General features: G+C 63.9%; 12 protein-coding genes and 1 pseudogene. 7 read left to right on the forward strand and 6 right to left on the reverse strand.

Annotated elements, in window-relative coordinates; all coding sequences use genetic code 11:
* The 7 genes from ACIQ2A_RS05670 to ACIQ2A_RS05700 form a co-directional block, all read left to right on the forward strand.
* Positions 1-666, forward strand: a 666-nt coding sequence (locus tag ACIQ2A_RS05670; RefSeq protein ID WP_398476692.1) for a SufD family Fe-S cluster assembly protein, incomplete at its 5' end; no start/stop codon positions are given.
* A gap of 141 nt (positions 667-807) precedes the next feature.
* Positions 808-1,566, forward strand: coding sequence for a Fe-S cluster assembly ATPase SufC (sufC, locus tag ACIQ2A_RS05675; protein ID WP_398476695.1), 759 nt, complete (start codon positions 808-810; stop codon positions 1,564-1,566).
* A gap of 11 nt (positions 1,567-1,577) precedes the next feature.
* A complete protein-coding gene (gene sufD, locus ACIQ2A_RS05680; protein ID WP_398476697.1) occupies positions 1,578-2,897 on the forward strand; it encodes a Fe-S cluster assembly protein SufD in 1,320 nt (439 codons plus the stop codon).
* 111 nt (positions 2,898-3,008) lie between these two features.
* A complete protein-coding gene (locus ACIQ2A_RS05685; protein ID WP_398476699.1) occupies positions 3,009-4,256 on the forward strand; it encodes a cysteine desulfurase in 1,248 nt (415 codons plus the stop codon).
* Positions 4,253-4,624, forward strand: a complete 372-nt coding sequence (locus ACIQ2A_RS05690; protein WP_398476701.1) for an SUF system Fe-S cluster assembly protein — start codon at positions 4,253-4,255, stop codon at positions 4,622-4,624. The genes ACIQ2A_RS05685 and ACIQ2A_RS05690 overlap by 4 nt, the downstream gene beginning before the upstream one ends.
* Positions 4,625-4,683: 59 nt before the next feature.
* A complete protein-coding gene (locus ACIQ2A_RS05695) occupies positions 4,684-5,088 on the forward strand; it encodes a HesB/IscA family protein (protein WP_398476703.1) in 405 nt (134 codons plus the stop codon).
* 125 nt (positions 5,089-5,213) lie between these two features.
* A complete protein-coding gene (locus ACIQ2A_RS05700; protein WP_398476705.1) occupies positions 5,214-5,654 on the forward strand; it encodes a TfoX/Sxy family protein in 441 nt (146 codons plus the stop codon).
* 128 nt (positions 5,655-5,782) lie between these two features.
* Here ACIQ2A_RS05700 and ACIQ2A_RS05705 read toward each other — a convergent pair whose 3' ends face one another.
* The 6 genes and pseudogenes from ACIQ2A_RS05705 to ACIQ2A_RS05730 all read right to left on the reverse strand — a co-directional run bounded on the left by ACIQ2A_RS05705 (position 5,783) and on the right by ACIQ2A_RS05730 (position 15,565).
* Positions 5,783-6,850, reverse strand: a complete 1,068-nt coding sequence (locus ACIQ2A_RS05705; RefSeq protein ID WP_398476707.1) for a GGDEF domain-containing protein — start codon at positions 6,848-6,850, stop codon at positions 5,783-5,785.
* Positions 6,851-6,969: 119 nt separating this feature from the next.
* The gene (locus ACIQ2A_RS05710; RefSeq protein ID WP_398476709.1) at positions 6,970-8,547 is read right to left on the reverse strand and encodes a DEAD/DEAH box helicase; all 1,578 of its coding nucleotides are present in this window, start codon (positions 8,545-8,547) and stop codon (positions 6,970-6,972) included.
* A 327-nt stretch (positions 8,548-8,874) separates the two neighbouring features.
* Positions 8,875-11,523 carry an autotransporter domain-containing protein gene (locus ACIQ2A_RS05715; protein WP_398476711.1) on the reverse strand — a complete coding sequence of 883 codons (2,649 nt, stop codon included), beginning with the start codon at positions 11,521-11,523 and terminating at the stop codon, positions 8,875-8,877.
* Positions 11,524-11,809: 286 nt separating this feature from the next.
* The gene (locus ACIQ2A_RS05720) at positions 11,810-14,695 is read right to left on the reverse strand and encodes an autotransporter domain-containing protein (RefSeq protein WP_398476713.1); all 2,886 of its coding nucleotides are present in this window, start codon (positions 14,693-14,695) and stop codon (positions 11,810-11,812) included.
* Positions 14,696-14,858: 163 nt separating this feature from the next.
* Positions 14,859-14,936 (reverse strand): annotated as a pseudogene (locus ACIQ2A_RS05725) (autotransporter outer membrane beta-barrel domain-containing protein); the annotation flags it as partial.
* A gap of 368 nt (positions 14,937-15,304) precedes the next feature.
* Entirely contained in the window at positions 15,305-15,565 is a 261-nt protein-coding gene (locus ACIQ2A_RS05730) for a hypothetical protein (RefSeq protein WP_398476715.1), read from the reverse strand.
* Positions 15,566-15,856 lie beyond the last annotated feature (291 nt).

Here is a 15,856-nt window from a genome sequence, read left to right on the forward strand (position 1 = left end):
GATGCCGAGATCAAATATTCGACGGTGCAGAACTGGTATCCGGGCAATTCGGAAGGCAAGGGCGGCATCTACAATTTCGTCACCAAGCGTGGCGACTGCCGTGGCAACAATTCCAAGATCTCCTGGACCCAGGTCGAGACCGGTTCGGCGATCACCTGGAAATATCCGAGCTGCATTTTGCGCGGCGACAATTCGCGTGGCGAGTTTTACTCGATCGCGATTTCGAACGGCTATCAGCAGGTCGATAGCGGCACCAAGATGATCCATCTCGGCAACAACACCACGAGCCGGATCATCTCCAAGGGCATCGCCGCCGGCAAGTCGCAGAACACCTATCGCGGTCTCGTCACGGCGAACCGCAAGGCGAAGAACGCGCGCAACTTCACCGCCTGTGACTCGCTCCTGATCGGCGATCAGTGCGGTGCGCATACGGTGCCGTATATCGAGGCGAAGAACTCGTCGGCTCTGTTCGAGCACGAAGCGACCACGTCGAAGATTTCCGAAGACGTGCTGTTCTATTGCATCCAGCGCGGCCTGAGCCAGGAAGAGGCCGTCGGCCTCGTGGTCAACGGCTTCGTCAAGGACGTGCTGCAGCAGCTGCCGATGGAATTCGCTGTTGAAGCGCAGAAGCTGATCTCGATCAGCCTCGAAGGCTCGGTCGGTTAAGTCACGCACAGGTCCTCATCCTGAGGAGCCGCGCAGCGGCGTCTCGAAGGATGAGTTGGAAGACATCGTTTCGGTCCGTCCTTCGAGACGCGCGCAAGGGCGCGCTCCTCAGGACGAGGGCCATACATAAGGAAAGCTGAAATGCCCGCTCTGCTCGAAGTGAAGAACCTGCAAGTCCGTGTCGAGGATCGCGAGATTCTCCATGGGCTGACGCTCACCGTGAACGCCGGTGAAGTCCATGCCATCATGGGCCCGAACGGTTCGGGCAAGTCCACGCTGTCGCACGTCATCGCCGGCAAGCCCGGCTATGAAGTCACCGGCGGCGAGATCCTGTTCAAGGGCGAGGACCTGCTCGAGATGGAGCCGGACGAGCGCGCCGCCAAGGGCGTGTTCCTGGCGTTCCAGTATCCGGTCGAAATCCCCGGCGTCGCCACCATGACGTTTCTCCGCACCGCGCTGAACGCCCAGCGCAAGGCGCGTGGCGAGGACGAGTTCTCGACCCCGGATTTCCTCGAGAAGGTGCGCGAAGTCGCCGCCTCCCTGAACATCCCGCAGGACATGCTCCGCCGCGGCGTCAATGTCGGTTTCTCCGGTGGCGAGAAGAAGCGCAACGAAGTGCTGCAGATGGCGCTGTTCCAGCCGAGCCTCTGCATCCTCGACGAAATGGACTCCGGTCTCGACATCGACGCGCTCCGCATCGCTTCGGAAGGCGTCAACGCGCTGCGCTCGTCGGAGCGCGCCATGGTGGTCATCACCCACTATCAGCGCCTGCTGAACTACATCGTGCCCGACCACGTGCATGTCATGTCCAAGGGCCGTGTCGTGAAGACCGGCGGCAAGGAGCTGGCGCTCGAACTCGAAGCGTCCGGCTACGCGCAGTATGAAGATGCGGCGGCCTAAGCGAGATCATCATGAATGTAGCTGTAGCAAAGACAACGACGGGCGCGACGCTGGACGGCACCTTTGCCGCCGCGCGCGGTCGTCTGCCGGGCTCCGGGCCGGTCACCGAGACGCGCCAGCGCGCCTTCGATACCTTCGCCGTCAAGGGTTTGCCGAACCGGCGTGTCGAGGAATGGAAGTATACCGACCTGCGCAAGCTGCTCGGCGATGTCGCGCCGCTCGCGGCTGCGCCCGATGCTGCTGCGCTGGCCGAGGCGCGCAAGGCTGTCGCTGCGCTGAAGGATGGCGATACGCAGAAGCTGGTGCTGGTCGATGGCGTGCTTGCCGCCGATCTGTCCGATCTGTCAGCCGGCAACGGCGTCACTATTCATGCGCTCAGCGCCGTACTGGCGGATGAGGCCAGCGCTGCGCGTGCCGACCTGCTGCTCAGCAAGGTCAATGACCCCATGCTGTCGCTGAATGCGGCTTTCGCGACGGATGGCGTGATCATCAGCGTGGCCGATGGCACCGATCGCGAAAAGCCGCTGCAGATTGTCCATGTCACAACGAAGCCGAAGGTTGCGTCCTTCACGCGTTCGCTGATCCGTGTCGGCAACAATGCCAAGGTGACGTTGGTCGAGACGTTTGTCGCGACCGAAGCGGCCAAGGCCTATCAGGTGCACGACACCACGGTGATTTGGGTCGGCGACCACAGCGACGTGCAGCATGTCCGCGTGATGGAAGACGCGCTCGATGCGGCCTCGATCGCCAGCGCTATCGTCACGGTCGGTGCGAAGGCCAAGTTCAACACGTTTAGCCTGACCACTGGCGGCAATCTCAGCCGCTATCAGAGCTTCATCACGCTGGCGGGCGAGGGCACCGAGCTCTCCACCAACAGCATTCATCTGCTGCGCGGCCAGCAGCATGCCGATTGCACCTTCGTGATCGACCATGCCACGCCGGGTTGCCTCAGCCGCGAGAATTTTCGCGCGGTGCTGGATGATCGGGCGCATTCGGTGTTCCAGGGCAAGATCAATGTGCACCAGATCGCCCAGCAGACCGACGGCAAGATGATGTCGCGCGCGCTGTTGCTCTCGGACGATGCCGAGATCGACAACAAGCCCGAACTCGAAATCTTCGCCGACGACGTGCAGTGCGGCCACGGCGCCACGGTTGGCGCGCTCGATGACAGCCTGCTGTTCTATCTGCGCGCCCGCGGCCTTCCCGAGAAGGAAGCGCAGTCGCTGCTGATCCAGGCGTTCGTCGGTGAAGCGCTGGAGTCGATTGTGAACGATGATCTGCGTGACGTGGCGATTGGCGCTGCGGAGCGCTGGTTGGGCACGCGGGTGTAATGGTTCGTCGTCATTGCGAGGAGCGTAGCGACGAAGCAATCCAGTTCTTTATTCACTGGGCTTCTGGATTGCTTCGCTTCGCTCGCAATGACGGCTGAGAGGAATGTTGGAATGACGATGCATCCTGCAGTCATTGATGGCTCCTATGACGTCGCGCTGATCCGTGAGGATTTCCCGGCGCTGGCGATGCAGGTCTATGGCAAGCCGCTGGTCTATCTCGACAACGCGGCCTCGGCGCAGAAGCCGAATGCCGTGCTCGATCGCATGACCGAGGCCTACAAGTCCGAATATGCAAACGTGCATCGCGGGCTGCATTACCTCGCCAATGCGGCGACCGAAGCCTATGAGGGCGCGCGCACCAAGGTGCAGCACTTCCTGAATGCGAAGCGCCCGGAAGAGATCATCTTCACGCGCAACGCGACCGATGCGCTCAATACCGTGGCTGCGAGCTTCGGTGGCGAGAACATCAAGGAAGGCGACGAGATCGTGGTCTCCATCATGGAGCACCATTCGAATATCGTCCCCTGGCACTTCTTGCGCGAACGCCATGGCGCCGTGATCAAATGGGCGCCCGTCGATGACGAAGGCAACTTCCTGATCGACGAGTTCGAGAAACTGCTGACGGATCGCACCAAGATCGTCGCCATCACCCAGATGTCGAATGCGCTGGGCACGCAGGTGCCGGTCAAGGAAGTCACGGCCATCGCGCATGCCCGCGGCATTCCGGTGCTGGTGGACGGCAGCCAGGCGGCCGTGCATGGCGTCGTCGATGTGCAGGACATCGATTGCGACTTCTACGTCTTCACCGGACACAAGCTGTACGGCCCGACCGGCATCGGCGTGCTCTATGGCAAATATGATCGCCTCGCCAAGATGCGCCCCTATGCGGGCGGCGGCGAGATGATCCGTGAAGTCTCGAAGGAGTGGGTCACCTATGGTGATCCGCCGCACCGGTTCGAGGCCGGCACGCCGGCCATCGTCGAGGCCATCGGTCTTGGCGCTGCCATCGATTACGTGAACTCGATCGGCCGCGAGCGCATCGCGGCCCATGAGCATGATTTGCTGACCTATGCGGAAGGCAAGCTGCGCGAGATCAATTCGCTGCGCATCTTCGGCTCGGCGAAGACCAAGGGGCCGGTGATCTCGTTCGAGATCGAGGGCGCGCATGCCCATGACATCGCCACGGTGATCGACCGCCAGGGCATCGCGGTGCGTGCGGGCACGCATTGCGTGATGCCGCTTCTGGAACGATTCAATGTGACGGCCACCTGCCGCGCGTCGTTCGGACTGTATAATACCCGCGAAGAAATCGATCATCTCGCGCAGGCGTTGATCAAGGCACGGGAGCTTTTCGCATGAGTGACACCGCTGAGGCCAAGATTCCGGAGATGGAGACCGTTTCCGCGCTGGATCCTGCTGAAACCGAGCGCATGGGCACGGAAATCGTCGCCGCGTTGAAGACCGTGTTCGACCCGGAAATCCCGGCCGACATCTACGAGCTCGGCCTGATCTACAAGGTCGACATCAAGGACGATCGCGGCATCGATATCGACATGACGCTGACCACGCCGAACTGCCCGGCGGCGGAAGAGCTGCCGACCATGGTGGAGAACGCCGTGGCCAGCGTGCCCGGCGCCGGCATCGTCAAGGTCAACATCGTCTGGGAGCCGACCTGGACGCCGGACCGGATGAGCGACGAGGCCCGCCTCGTGCTCAATATGTGGTGAGCGTCGCGTCCAACTGAATTCGCCGTTGGCGGCCTTGAACCGCCCAAGGGACTGAACACATGACTGAGATGACACCGACCACACCAGCTCCTGCCAAGCCGAAGCCGCGCCCGCGGCCGCAGGTGATGCGTCTGACGGACGCCGCGGCCGCGCGCGTGATGGCGCTGACCCAGCGCGCCGATTCCGAGATCATCGGCCTGCGCGTCGGCATCAAGAATGGCGGCTGCGCCGGCCAGTCCTACACCGTCGAATATGCGCACGACGTGAAGCCGACCGACGAGGTCGTCGAGGACAAGGGCGTCAAGATCCTGGTCGATCCCAAGGCCGTGCTGTTCCTGCTCGGCACCGAGATGGACTACAAGACCGACAAGATGCAGGCGCAGTTCGTGTTCAACAACCCGAACCAGATCAGCGCGTGCGGCTGCGGTGAGTCCGTGCAGTTGCAGCCGGCGAAGGTGGATTGAGCGCGAAGCCGTAGGATGGGTTGAGCGAAGGCGCGAAGCGCCGCAGCGAAAACCCATCGGCGGAGCCTGCCGCATTGACGGAATGATGGGTTTTCGCTGCGCTCAACCCATCCTACAATCGCGTCATGGACCGCGAATTCCTCTCCGACCTGTTCGCCGGCTTCGGGCCGGTGACGATCCGCCGGATGTTTTCCGGCTTCGGCGTCTCCGCCGACGGCATCAATTTCGCGCTGGTGCTGCGCGGTGCGATCTATCTGCGCGCCGACGAGAACTCGATCCCGCGGTTCGAGGCGGAGGGATCGCAATGCTTCCAGTATGAGATGAAGGGCAAGCTGCGGATGATCGCCTCCTATTGGCGATTGCCGGAGCGGCTGTATGACGATCCCGACGAGGTGACGGAGTGGGCGCGCACCGCGCATGCGGCGGCGATCCGGGCGGCGGTGAAGAAGGCGGGGAAGAAGAAGGGCGTGAAGAAGAAAGCGACGAAGAAGACAACGAAGAAGAAAGTGGCGAAGGCGCCGGCCAAAGCTGCAAAGAAGATCAAGACGACAAAGAAAGCCAAGTAGCTCCATCCCTCATCCTGAGGAGCCGCGCAGCGGCGTCTCGAAGGATGACCGAGAGCTCGGAGCCATGCCAGCTCATGGTTCGAGACGCGCGCAAGGGCGCGCTCCTCACCATGAGGGACGGAGTGGCGCTACGCCACCTGGAACGTGATCTCGCTCTGATATTCCGGATCGACTTCGCAGATCACGCGGTTGCGGCCGTTGCGCTTCGCGGCATAGAGACACGCATCGGCGCGGCCGATCAGACTGTCCATGTCGTCGCCATTGGTGAGCATTGAGACGCCGACCGAAATCGTCACGCGGCCCAGAATCTCGCCGGTGGATTTCTTCTTCAGCTCTTTCGACATCACCGCGCGGCGGATGTGATCGGCCACCGTCAGCGCCTGGCGCAGCGGCGTGTTCGGCAGCACCACGGCGAATTCCTCGCCGCCGTAACGTGCGGTGATGTCCTGGCCCTTGATGGTCTGCTTCAGCGACATGCCGACGAGACGCAGCACCTGGTCGCCGGTGAGATGGCCGTAATTGTCGTTGAACGACTTGAAGTGATCGATATCGAGCATCAACAGCGACAGCGGCTCGCTGCGTTTCTGCGCGTGTTCGATGGCGGCCAGTAGCGCGCGGTCGAAATATTTGCGGTTACCGAGCGCGGTGAGGGGATCGGTGAGGCTCTCGGCGCGAATGGCCTCCAGGCTCTGCTGCAGCGTCGAGACTTCGGTGCGCGAGGTGAGCAGGCGCTCTTCCAGCGCCTTGTTGGTGTCATGCGCCTCGCGGGTGGATTTCACGAGGGTTTCGATCACCGCCTTTAGCGCTGCGGGATCGCGCGCGTTGTCGAGGCTCTTGCTGGCGCCGTTCAGGCTGGCGTTGAAAGTCACCGCCATGTCGAGCGCATCATTGATCAGCGTCATCACGTCGTCGATCTCGCCGATCACGCACGCGCCCACATGGTCGATGCGGTCGGTGACGCGGGCCTGGGAGAGATAGGTGTCGTGGATCTGGTCGAGATCGGCATCGCTGAGACGGCCGTTGCGGGCGAGCGTCTCGTTGATCACCTTGTTCAACGCCGGATTGTAGCCGGTCGCGTACACGTACCAGATCTCATAATTGCGCGGAATCGCGGGCTGGCGCAGCGAGCGAATCTGCCCAAGAGCGATGTCGGCGAACGCCAATGTGCGTTCGAGGTCGTCGAGGCTTGCGGTCACGTCCTGTGTCCCCAAGCGGCGCTAAAGCGCGCCGCCCTCACTTGCGAAATGTCAAAAATATCGCTGTGAAGCTAAGGGAACTGTGTGAACGGCAGGTAAATAATCGCGGGCGATACTACCTATGCGCGTGCCCGGATCGGACGTAGGAGAAATGCGGGCAGGTGCGAGTGATCGCCCGGCTCGAAATCCTCCTCGCGACGCGGACGCGGAGCCTGCGGGCGGCCGATGGAGGGCGGCAGCGACGCGGGCGATGCGGCCACCGGCTGCTGGCCACCATTGCGGTCCTCGTTCGGGCGACGGTCGCGCTCGCGGCGCGGTTTGCGCTCGCGCGGGGCTTCGTTCTCGGGCGGACGGGATTCGTTTGCGGGGGCACGGGCCTCGCTCGCGTGGGCGCGGGGCTCGCGCTCGGGGCGTGCGGCACGATCCGGACGCGGCTCGCGTTCACGACGGCCATCGCGGCGACCGCCGCGCGGGGCATCGGCATTGGCTTCGCGATTGCCGCTGCGGCGACGACCCGAACGCGGGGTCTCGGCGGAGTCGGTGGATTCGTCGGCGGCCGGCATCGCGGCAAGCGCAGCGCTCTCGTGCTTGGCGATGGTGGTGCCGATCAGCTTCTCGACGGCGGCGATGGACTTCTGGTCCGAGGGCGACACCAGCGAGATCGCAAAGCCGGTGCGGCCGGCGCGACCGGTGCGGCCGATGCGATGCACATAGTCGTCGGAGTGATGCGGAATGTCGAAATTGAAGACGTGGCTCACCGCCGGAATATCGAGGCCGCGGGCGGCGACGTCGGAGGCGACCAGGATCGGGATCTCGCCCTTGCGGAACTGATCGAGGGCCAGCAGGCGGGCGGATTGCTCCATATCGCCATGCAGGGCGCCGACAGCGAAACCGTGCTTCTGCAGCGACTTGGCGAGCGTCGCCACTTCGCGCTTGCGGTTACAGAAGATGATCGCGTTTTTGAGGTCTTCGGCTTCGCGGAGCAGCGTGCGGAGCACTTCGCGCTTTTGCCAGTCGTCACGGCCGACGGCGACCTGGGACTGGGTGATGGTGGAAGCGGCGGTCGCGGGCTTGGCGACTTCGATCTTCACCGGGTTGTGCAGGAAGGTCTCGGTGATGCGGCGGATTTCCGGCGGCATGGTCGCCGTGAAGAACAGCGTCTGGCGGGTGAACGGCACCAGCTTGCAGATGCGCTCGATGTCCGGGATGAAGCCCATGTCCAGCATGCGGTCGGCTTCGTCGATCACCAGCAATTCGACGCCGGTGAGCAGCAGACCGCCGCGTTCGGTGTGGTCGAGCAGGCGGCCCGGGGTGGCGATGAGGACGTCGACGCCGCGATTGAGCTTGAGGTCCTGGTCGCCGAACGAGACGCCGCCGATCAGCAGCGCCACATTGAGCTTCTGGCCGGAGCCGTATTTGTCGAACTGCTCCTTCACCTGGGCGGCGAGTTCGCGGGTCGGCTCGAGGATCAGCGTGCGCGGCATGCGGGCGCGGGCGCGGCCCTTTTCGAGCATGGTCAGCATCGGCAGCACGAAGGCTGCGGTCTTGCCGGTACCGGTCTGGGCGATGCCGAGCACGTCCTTGCGGGCGAGCGCGTGGGGAATCGCCTGTTCCTGAATGGGGGTGGGGGTGGTGTAGCCAGCGGCCGTGACGGCGGCGAGAACCTTGTCGGACAGGCCGAGATTGGAAAAGGACATTGAGCCTCTGTTATGGGGCCATGAGTCTATCGACTAACGGGGTATCGCTCATTCGATGCCGTATCGAGATCATGCCTCTGGTCGAAACCGCCGCTTGGATTCTCGGAAAAAGCCATCACGCCTACCCCCGGAGCGGCACGCAAACATGCACGGGGATCGCTGGGCGCTGACAGGCGGCTTACTCGAGGCATCGCGTTTCGATGCCGGGCCGCTTCGAGCCGGAACATAGGCCGGAATCCCCGGAAGTCAATGCGCCGCAGCATTGGAACCAGCCAAAAAGCTTAATGTTTTCGGGAAAATGACCCGAGAACATGGGGCTTTTGGCGGTTACCAGGCGTAACGGACCACGCCCTTGCCAGCGTAACTGCGGGTGACGTCCGAGAACTCTCCCTCGAATGTCGTAGCTATCGACCAGCCACCCTTGAAGGACATTTCTGCCGACGCTGATGTCAGCGCTGCGTTGCGGGCGGCTGCAGCGCCATTCACGACGAAGCTCGCGCCGGGCAGCGACTGGAAGGTCGCCGTGACACTGCGGTCCGCATTGTAATCATGCGCCCAGGCCGTGCGGCCGCGCAGGGTGAGTAGCCCCTCCGCCATAGCCCATGATTTGTCGCTGCGCAGGCCGAGTTCGGTGCGGGCGGCGGTGGCAGTCTTGGCGGCATATGTCAATGCGAAGCCGCCGGCGCCGTTGATCGACGTCTCGGCATAGGACGGCAGATCGAAGGCGGTGGCCTGAAGCGCCGCATAGGGCGTCAGACCGATGCCGCCAAGCTCAGGCACGCGCCAGCGATGGCCGCCCTCGATACGGCCGGACCAAGCATTGGCATTGAAATTCGCACGCAGGCGATCGGTGCCGGCAGTGGTGACGAGACGATCGGTGCTGATATCCTGCCAGCCGTAAGCTGCAGTCGCCGTAATATAGGACGCCGCGATGCTGTGGCGGACGAAGGCACCGGCCTGGAAAAGATCGGAGCGCCCACTGCCGCCGCCTGCCACGGAGAAGCTGGTGCCGCCGCCGGCCAGCGCGAAGCCGGCGACGGTCTCGGGAGAGAACCAGTAATCGGCACCGACAGCGCCGCCGCCGATGCTCGATGTGGTGCGGCCCGAGCCGAGCGCTGCATCGCCATCCGTCGTGCGCGAACCGCCAAAGCCGGCAGCCCAGACATTCAAGCGCGGCTCGTAAATCTGCGGCGGCGCCTTGGTGAGCAGCGCGTAGGCATCGCGCTCACTGCGCGTGCGCTTGCGGCCGTCCGCTGCGTAAGCCAGCGCATCGCGCTCTGCGGCGAAAGACGATGCGCCGGGCGCGCTGCTGCGATTGGCGCTGAAAGGATCGGAGATCACGCCCATAAACTGGGTCATAGCATCGAAGCTCGCCTGCTGCGCGCCGGTGGCGGTCTCGCCGGAGACCTGCGTGAGTGCATTGATCAGATCGTTGCCGGAGAGCGCGAACAGCGCGTTGAACGACCCCGGCAGTGTTGCGCCACCCAGCAAGGCGTTGTCGATGCCGGCAGCAACGTTCCTTTGATTGACCGACGCACCGCCCGGCAGGATCGGCGAGAGCAGACCGGGATCGAGCGTCAGCAGCACGCTGTTGCCCGCATAGCCCAGCCGCGCATTGCGCGCGAAATTGCCGGTCAGAGAAACGCTATCGAATGTGCCGGTCAGCATGCCGGCATTGAGGATCGTATAGGTCGTGGTGGATCCGAGACGCGTCAGCGGATTGATTGTGACCTTGCCGGCAATCGCAGCCGCACCCGTGACCACCGTCTTGTCCGACGATGCGCCGGAGACTTCCACGAGATAGGTGGAAGCCGCCGTCATCGTGAGACTGCCGATGGTGAGCGTGCCGATGGAATTGCCGGGGGCCAATGTGCCGCCCAGGATCGTGACCGCACCGAGCGTGCCACTGCCGCCGATCGTGCCGTCGGGGTTCACCATCAGCAGGCTGGCAGAAGCAAGATTGCCGTTCACGGCCAGCGTGCCGCCATTGACACTGACAGGGCCGGCAAAAGTCGAGGTGCCGGTCAGCGTCCACGTGGAGCTGTCGATCTTGTTGAAGGTGTCGAAGGCCTGGTACTGCAGGCCTGCGCCCAGCCGGGAGATATCAAAACTCGCAGCTCCGGTGCCGCCGAGCTGGAGTGTATTGCTGCCGGAGCCGATGACATAGCCGGTGATGTCGGAGCCCGGCGCCAAGGTGAGTGTACTGCCGCCGCCGCTGAAATTGATCGCGGCATTGCCGCCGCTGATACTGCCGGCATTGAAGACGGACGAAGCACCCGCCGCGTACACACCCAGCCATGATCCGCTGATACTGCCGCCCGCATTGTTGGTCACAGTCGCTGAGCCAGTGGCATAAATAGCAGTCTGTTGGCCGTCGATCCGACCTGAGTTGGTCACAATGGCATTGCCGGCTGTACGAATGCCGTCGTCCCCGTTGATCACCCCTCCGGCGCGATTGATGGCCGTCACGCCGGTCGTGGCAAGGACGCCCGCTCCGTTAGAACCGGTAACGGTTCCTGCATTGTCGAGCGTGGCCGCACCGTTGCCAGCATTGATCCCATTATTCGTGCTGGAAATAACGCCGGACGCGTAATTGGTGACACTGATATCGTTAACCGTTGCGATGCCGGCACTGAAGGTGCCGACAATGCTGCCGGAATTCGTGACCCTTGAAACGCCTCCGAGCGCGGTAATCCCGAAAGAATTGCCGGAGATGGTCGCGCCGATTCCGTTATTGATCACCGCATCGCCAACAGACAGGCCACGCTGCGAGCCGGTCACCGACGCGCCGTCGATCACATTGATGGTGATGCCGGTCTGGTTGCCGGTGCCATAGCCCATAATGCTATTCTGATTGAGCGTCGTGCCCGAACAGGTCACCGTGCTGCCCGGTGCGGGCGTCGTGGCATCGACAGCCACCGGCGTACAGTCGGCCTGCGCCGATGTGCCCGAGAGGGCTACAAAAGTGACCGCCATCGCAGCGCCTGCGACGCGTAGTGTCGACCAGCCCGTCCACCCCGACCGCACGCCTGCCCCCATCGCCTTCCCATCATAGTCGCCGGCGCACGGGCGCCGCGAAACTCATGGCTTTCTGTCGCGCAACACTCACACAGATTCGAGCCGGTGTCATTATACAGGCGTGGAAATTTTGGCTGGATTTCCGCGGCCGTAGGATGGGTTGAGCGTCTTCGCGAAAACCCATCACCTCACGGCAGGTGGTTGATGGGTTTTCGCTGCGCTCAACCCATCCTACGATTCATCCTCACCACGCGTAGCGAACGACACCCTTGCCGCCGTAGCTCCTGGTCACATCCGAGAACTCGGCTTCGAACGTGCCCGCGACGGACCAGCCATTCATCCACTTCAGCTCTGCCGAAGCCGAGGTCAGCGCCGTGTGTTTCGCGGGCGATGCGCCATTGACGATGAAGCTCGCGCCGGGGAGGGACTGGAAGGTCGCCGACGCCGCGCGGTCGCGATTGGTGTCGTGCGCCCAGGCCGCGCGGCCACGCAATGTCAGGATCGCGTCATTGACGGCGAAGGACTTGTCGGTGCGCAGGCCGAGTTCGCTGCGCGGCGAGAGCGCGGTCTTGGCGGCATAAGCGAGCGCAAAGGTGTTGCTGCCGGCGACGACGCTTTCCGTATAGGACGGCAGGTCGAAGGCCGTGACCTGGAAGGCAGCATAAGGCGTGAGGCCGATGCCTGACATCCACGGCGCGACGAAGCGGTTGCCGACTTCGACGCGGCCCGAATAGCTGTTGGCGTTGAAGTTCGCGCGCAGCTGATCGAAGCCGCCAGATGTCACCACGCGATCGGTGGTGATGTCCTGCCAGCCGTAAGCTGCCGCGGCGCTGATATAGGCTGAACCGACAGTGTGCCTGACGAAGCCGCCGACCTGGAACAGGTCGGAGCGGCCTGTGCCGCCACCTTCAACCGAAAAGTTGGTGCCGCCACCGGCCATCGAGAGGCCGGCCACCGTGAATGGCGAGAACCAGTAATCCGCGCCGACAGCCATGCCGTAGATGCTCGACTTGCTGTTGCTGGTGCCGGCGACGGCATTGCCGTCGGTGGTCTGCGAACCGCCGAAGCCTGCTGCCCACACATGCCAGTGCTCCTGTAGAGTCGCGACCGGCGCCTTGCGATGCATCGATGCGAAAGCATCAGTCGGCGCACGCTTGCGCGCATAGGCCATCGCTTCATCGGCATAAGGCACGGCGCCCGGCGCAGCTTCACCGCGGCTGGCGGCGAACGGATCGCTCATCATGCCCATGAACATGGTCGCGGCATCGAACGCCGTCTGCTGGCTACCGGGCCCGATTTCGCCGGCGGCCTGCAACAGGCCTTTCGTATCGAGCGCACCGAAGGCGAGGGGGATGCCGCCGGTGCGTTTGAAGAAGTCGGTGAGCGTGCGGGCGACGCGGGCGTGATTGTCGCTCAGCCCGCCCGTGGACGATGCATTCGGGCTCGCGCCCAGCGATGTGTAGTCCAGCGTCAGGTTGAGATAGGCGTTGTTGGCGTCATAGCTGAGGCCGGTCTTGAAACTGGTCGGCAGGTTGGTGTTGACCACCGCGCCAAATGTGCTGCCGCCGAGTCCGCCGGTGGCGTTGACGATCGTGGTGTTGTTCTTGACGTAGCTGCCCGGCGCGAAATTGGCATTCACCGTGGCGCCGCCGAGATTGGCGGTGCCGGTGACATTGACGCGGCTTGAACCGCCCGGCGATACATCGACCCGATAGGTCGATGCCTGTGTCATCACGAGATCGCCCTGCACGGTGAGCAAGCCGATGAAATTGTTGGGCGCAATCTGGCCGTCATAGGTCGAGCCGGGCCCCAGCGTGCCGCCATTGATCACGGTGTTGCCGACCGTGCCGATGCCACCGAGCGTGCCTGACGCGTTGACGACCGTCATCGACGATGACGCGGTCGAACCGTTGACCGTCAGTATGCCGCCATTGACGGTGGTCGCGCCGGAATAGGTGCTGGTGCCGGTCAGGGTCAGCCGACCGCTGCCGGTCTTGGTCATGGTGCCGCTGCCGGACATCACGCCGCTGAAGGTCGTGTCATTGGCGCGGTTGAAGACCAGCGCCGCATTGTTGGTGATGTCGCCGGTGATCGCACCCGTGCCGCCGCCATTGCCGATCTGCAGCGTGCCGGCGGTGATCGTCGTGCCGCCCATATAGGTGTTGGTGCCGGTCAGGATCAGTGTCCCTGCGGCGTTCAGGATGAGGCCGCCGCCGCCGGTGATGACATTCGCGAGCGTGACATCCGCGCCGTTGTTGAATGTCACCGTGCTGCCGGCGGCGGTGATCGCGATATTGCCGGTGAGGCCACCCGTCCCCGCCAGCGTCAGCGTATTGGCGCCGCCGGTGAAGCGAATGGCATCGGCGCCCGCACCACCCGCGATGGTGCCGGCCGTATTGTCGATGGTCAGGTTGCCACCGACCACGCCGGCACCATTAGCGCCGTTAGGGCCGTTGGTACCTTGAAAGCTGCCGCTGCCACCGGCGCCACCAGCGCCTCCCTGGATCGCCGACTGATTGATCAGCGTGCCGGAACCGGCGAAGAACACGCCGACGCCGCCGTCGCCGCCCGCGCCGCCAAATTCGCCCTGGCCGCCATTGCCGCCATTACCGCCCGTGATCGTCTGCGTCGTCGTCACGCTGACATTCGTGCCCGTGACGAACACGCCATAGCCGCCGCCACCGCCACCGCCGCCGCCACCGGTGCTCAAGGCACCATTGCCGCCATTGCCGCCCGTGACCGGACCCGCCAAGGGAAACGACGTCGCGCCATGCGCGCCGCCGCCGCCACCACCGCCGCCCCCGAACACACCATCGGTGCCGTTAGCGCCGGCCGTCGCACCACCGGTCCCGCCTGCAAAGACGCCGTTGCCGCCCGCGCCACCACTGACACCAGCGCCGCCACCGCCGGCGCCACCGAGGCCGCTGCCATGTCCGCCCGCCGTTGCCGTGCCGTCCGCAGCGCTTGTCGAACCACCGGCGCCGCCACCGCCGCCGCCGCTGCCGCCGGTCTGCTGCGCGGCAGCCGGTGCGGTCAGCGCCGCCAGCGCGAGCGCCAGCACGCTCGCCGTCAGGCACCACCGTGCTGACGATGTCTTGTTAGCAATCAGGTCGAACGAAGATGGCGACATCGGCGGCGTTCCCAGCAATTGCACCGACAGCGCTGTCGGTATTTCAGATCAAAGCAGCGCGGTGACGCTGCGCGTATCGCGTAGGATGGGTTGAGCGCAGCGATACCCATCACCACATGCGCTGCGGTGATGGGTATCGCTTCGCTCAACCCATCCTACGAATTCACCACGCGTAACGGACGACACCGTTGCCGGCGTAGCTCCTGGTCAGGTCCGAGAACTCGCCTTCGAACGTGCCGGCGACGTGAGCGCGAGGGTGTGCAGTCTGCGTCGGTCAAAGGGCATGGTGGTCCGCTTATGCGATGGTTGTTATTCGCGATGTGCGGGACGAGGGATGTCAGGTCAGGCTGGTGCGAAACTCGCGCAGTCCATCGCTCCGGTGACACCGACTCATGCCGAACACACTTTCGCCACGCTTTGGCGATTCGACGAGGAGGTACAATGCGACCGCTTGTACAAATTCGGAAACACGCTGCTTTAACGCAGCGGTGTCGTATCCCGGTCACGGTGTGCCGTTGGCGGGTTGCAACCCGGCGCGACGCGACGCTGCGCGGTGACCGTCGTCGCCCTCTCGAAGGTGCGCGGCCATGGCTGGAGAGGCGAGTGATATCAGTGCTTGCTGCGCGTCAGCGGTTGTGGTGCCGGTTCGTGCTGCAACTCCGCAGCGGTGCTTGCGGTGTCCGCGGCTTCGCCTTCCTGCGAATCCGGCCGATGGCTGCTCCATTCAACCAGAGCACCGACGGTGCCGATGGCCGCCGTCGCCACCACGATCTCGCCGGGCGCACCGACGGCGAGCGCCGTGAGGCCCACGATCCAGAACGCGATGATGAAGCCGATGGCGATGCGGAGCGGTGTCGGAATGCTTGTCATGAAACTACCATGCGTCACGCGCTGCGCCTTGGCCGGCGGAGCCGCGCGTTGTGTCGAAGAACTCGCTTTCGAATGCTGTGACGCGTGAAAAGGCGGTTCGGTCGATGCCGCCCTTCACTGGCCATCGAGCTCCGCTGTTTTCCCCGCGCGCGCAGGGAATGTCCTGAAACGGCGGGCGTTTCAGGCGCTTTTGTTCTGAAGATTTACTGATATTTGCCGCATCAGCGGCGAGCGGCGGCAGTCGCGCGCGCCGACAGCGCGCAGCTCCACGATGCCGGGACTGCCTTGCAT

The organism is Tardiphaga sp., assembly GCF_044336785.1.
Taxonomy (GTDB): Bacteria; Pseudomonadota; Alphaproteobacteria; order Rhizobiales; family Xanthobacteraceae; genus Tardiphaga.

Coding starts and splice junctions, on each gene's coding strand:
- ACIQ2A_RS05695 (WP_398476703.1), top strand. CDS start 4,684: ATGACTGAGATGACACCGACCACACCAGCTCCTGCCAAGCCGAAGCCG.
- ACIQ2A_RS05700 (WP_398476705.1), top strand. CDS start 5,214: ATGGACCGCGAATTCCTCTCCGACCTGTTCGCCGGCTTCGGGCCGGTG.
- sufC (WP_398476695.1), top strand. CDS start 808: ATGCCCGCTCTGCTCGAAGTGAAGAACCTGCAAGTCCGTGTCGAGGAT.
- ACIQ2A_RS05715 (WP_398476711.1), bottom strand. CDS start 11,523: ATGGCGGTCACTTTTGTAGCCCTCTCGGGCACATCGGCGCAGGCCGAC.
- sufD (WP_398476697.1), top strand. CDS start 1,578: ATGAATGTAGCTGTAGCAAAGACAACGACGGGCGCGACGCTGGACGGC.
- ACIQ2A_RS05720 (WP_398476713.1), bottom strand. CDS start 14,695: ATGTCGCCATCTTCGTTCGACCTGATTGCTAACAAGACATCGTCAGCA.
- ACIQ2A_RS05730 (WP_398476715.1), bottom strand. CDS start 15,565: ATGACAAGCATTCCGACACCGCTCCGCATCGCCATCGGCTTCATCATC.
- ACIQ2A_RS05685 (WP_398476699.1), top strand. CDS start 3,009: ATGACGATGCATCCTGCAGTCATTGATGGCTCCTATGACGTCGCGCTG.
- ACIQ2A_RS05710 (WP_398476709.1), bottom strand. CDS start 8,547: ATGTCCTTTTCCAATCTCGGCCTGTCCGACAAGGTTCTCGCCGCCGTC.
- ACIQ2A_RS05690 (WP_398476701.1), top strand. CDS start 4,253: ATGAGTGACACCGCTGAGGCCAAGATTCCGGAGATGGAGACCGTTTCC.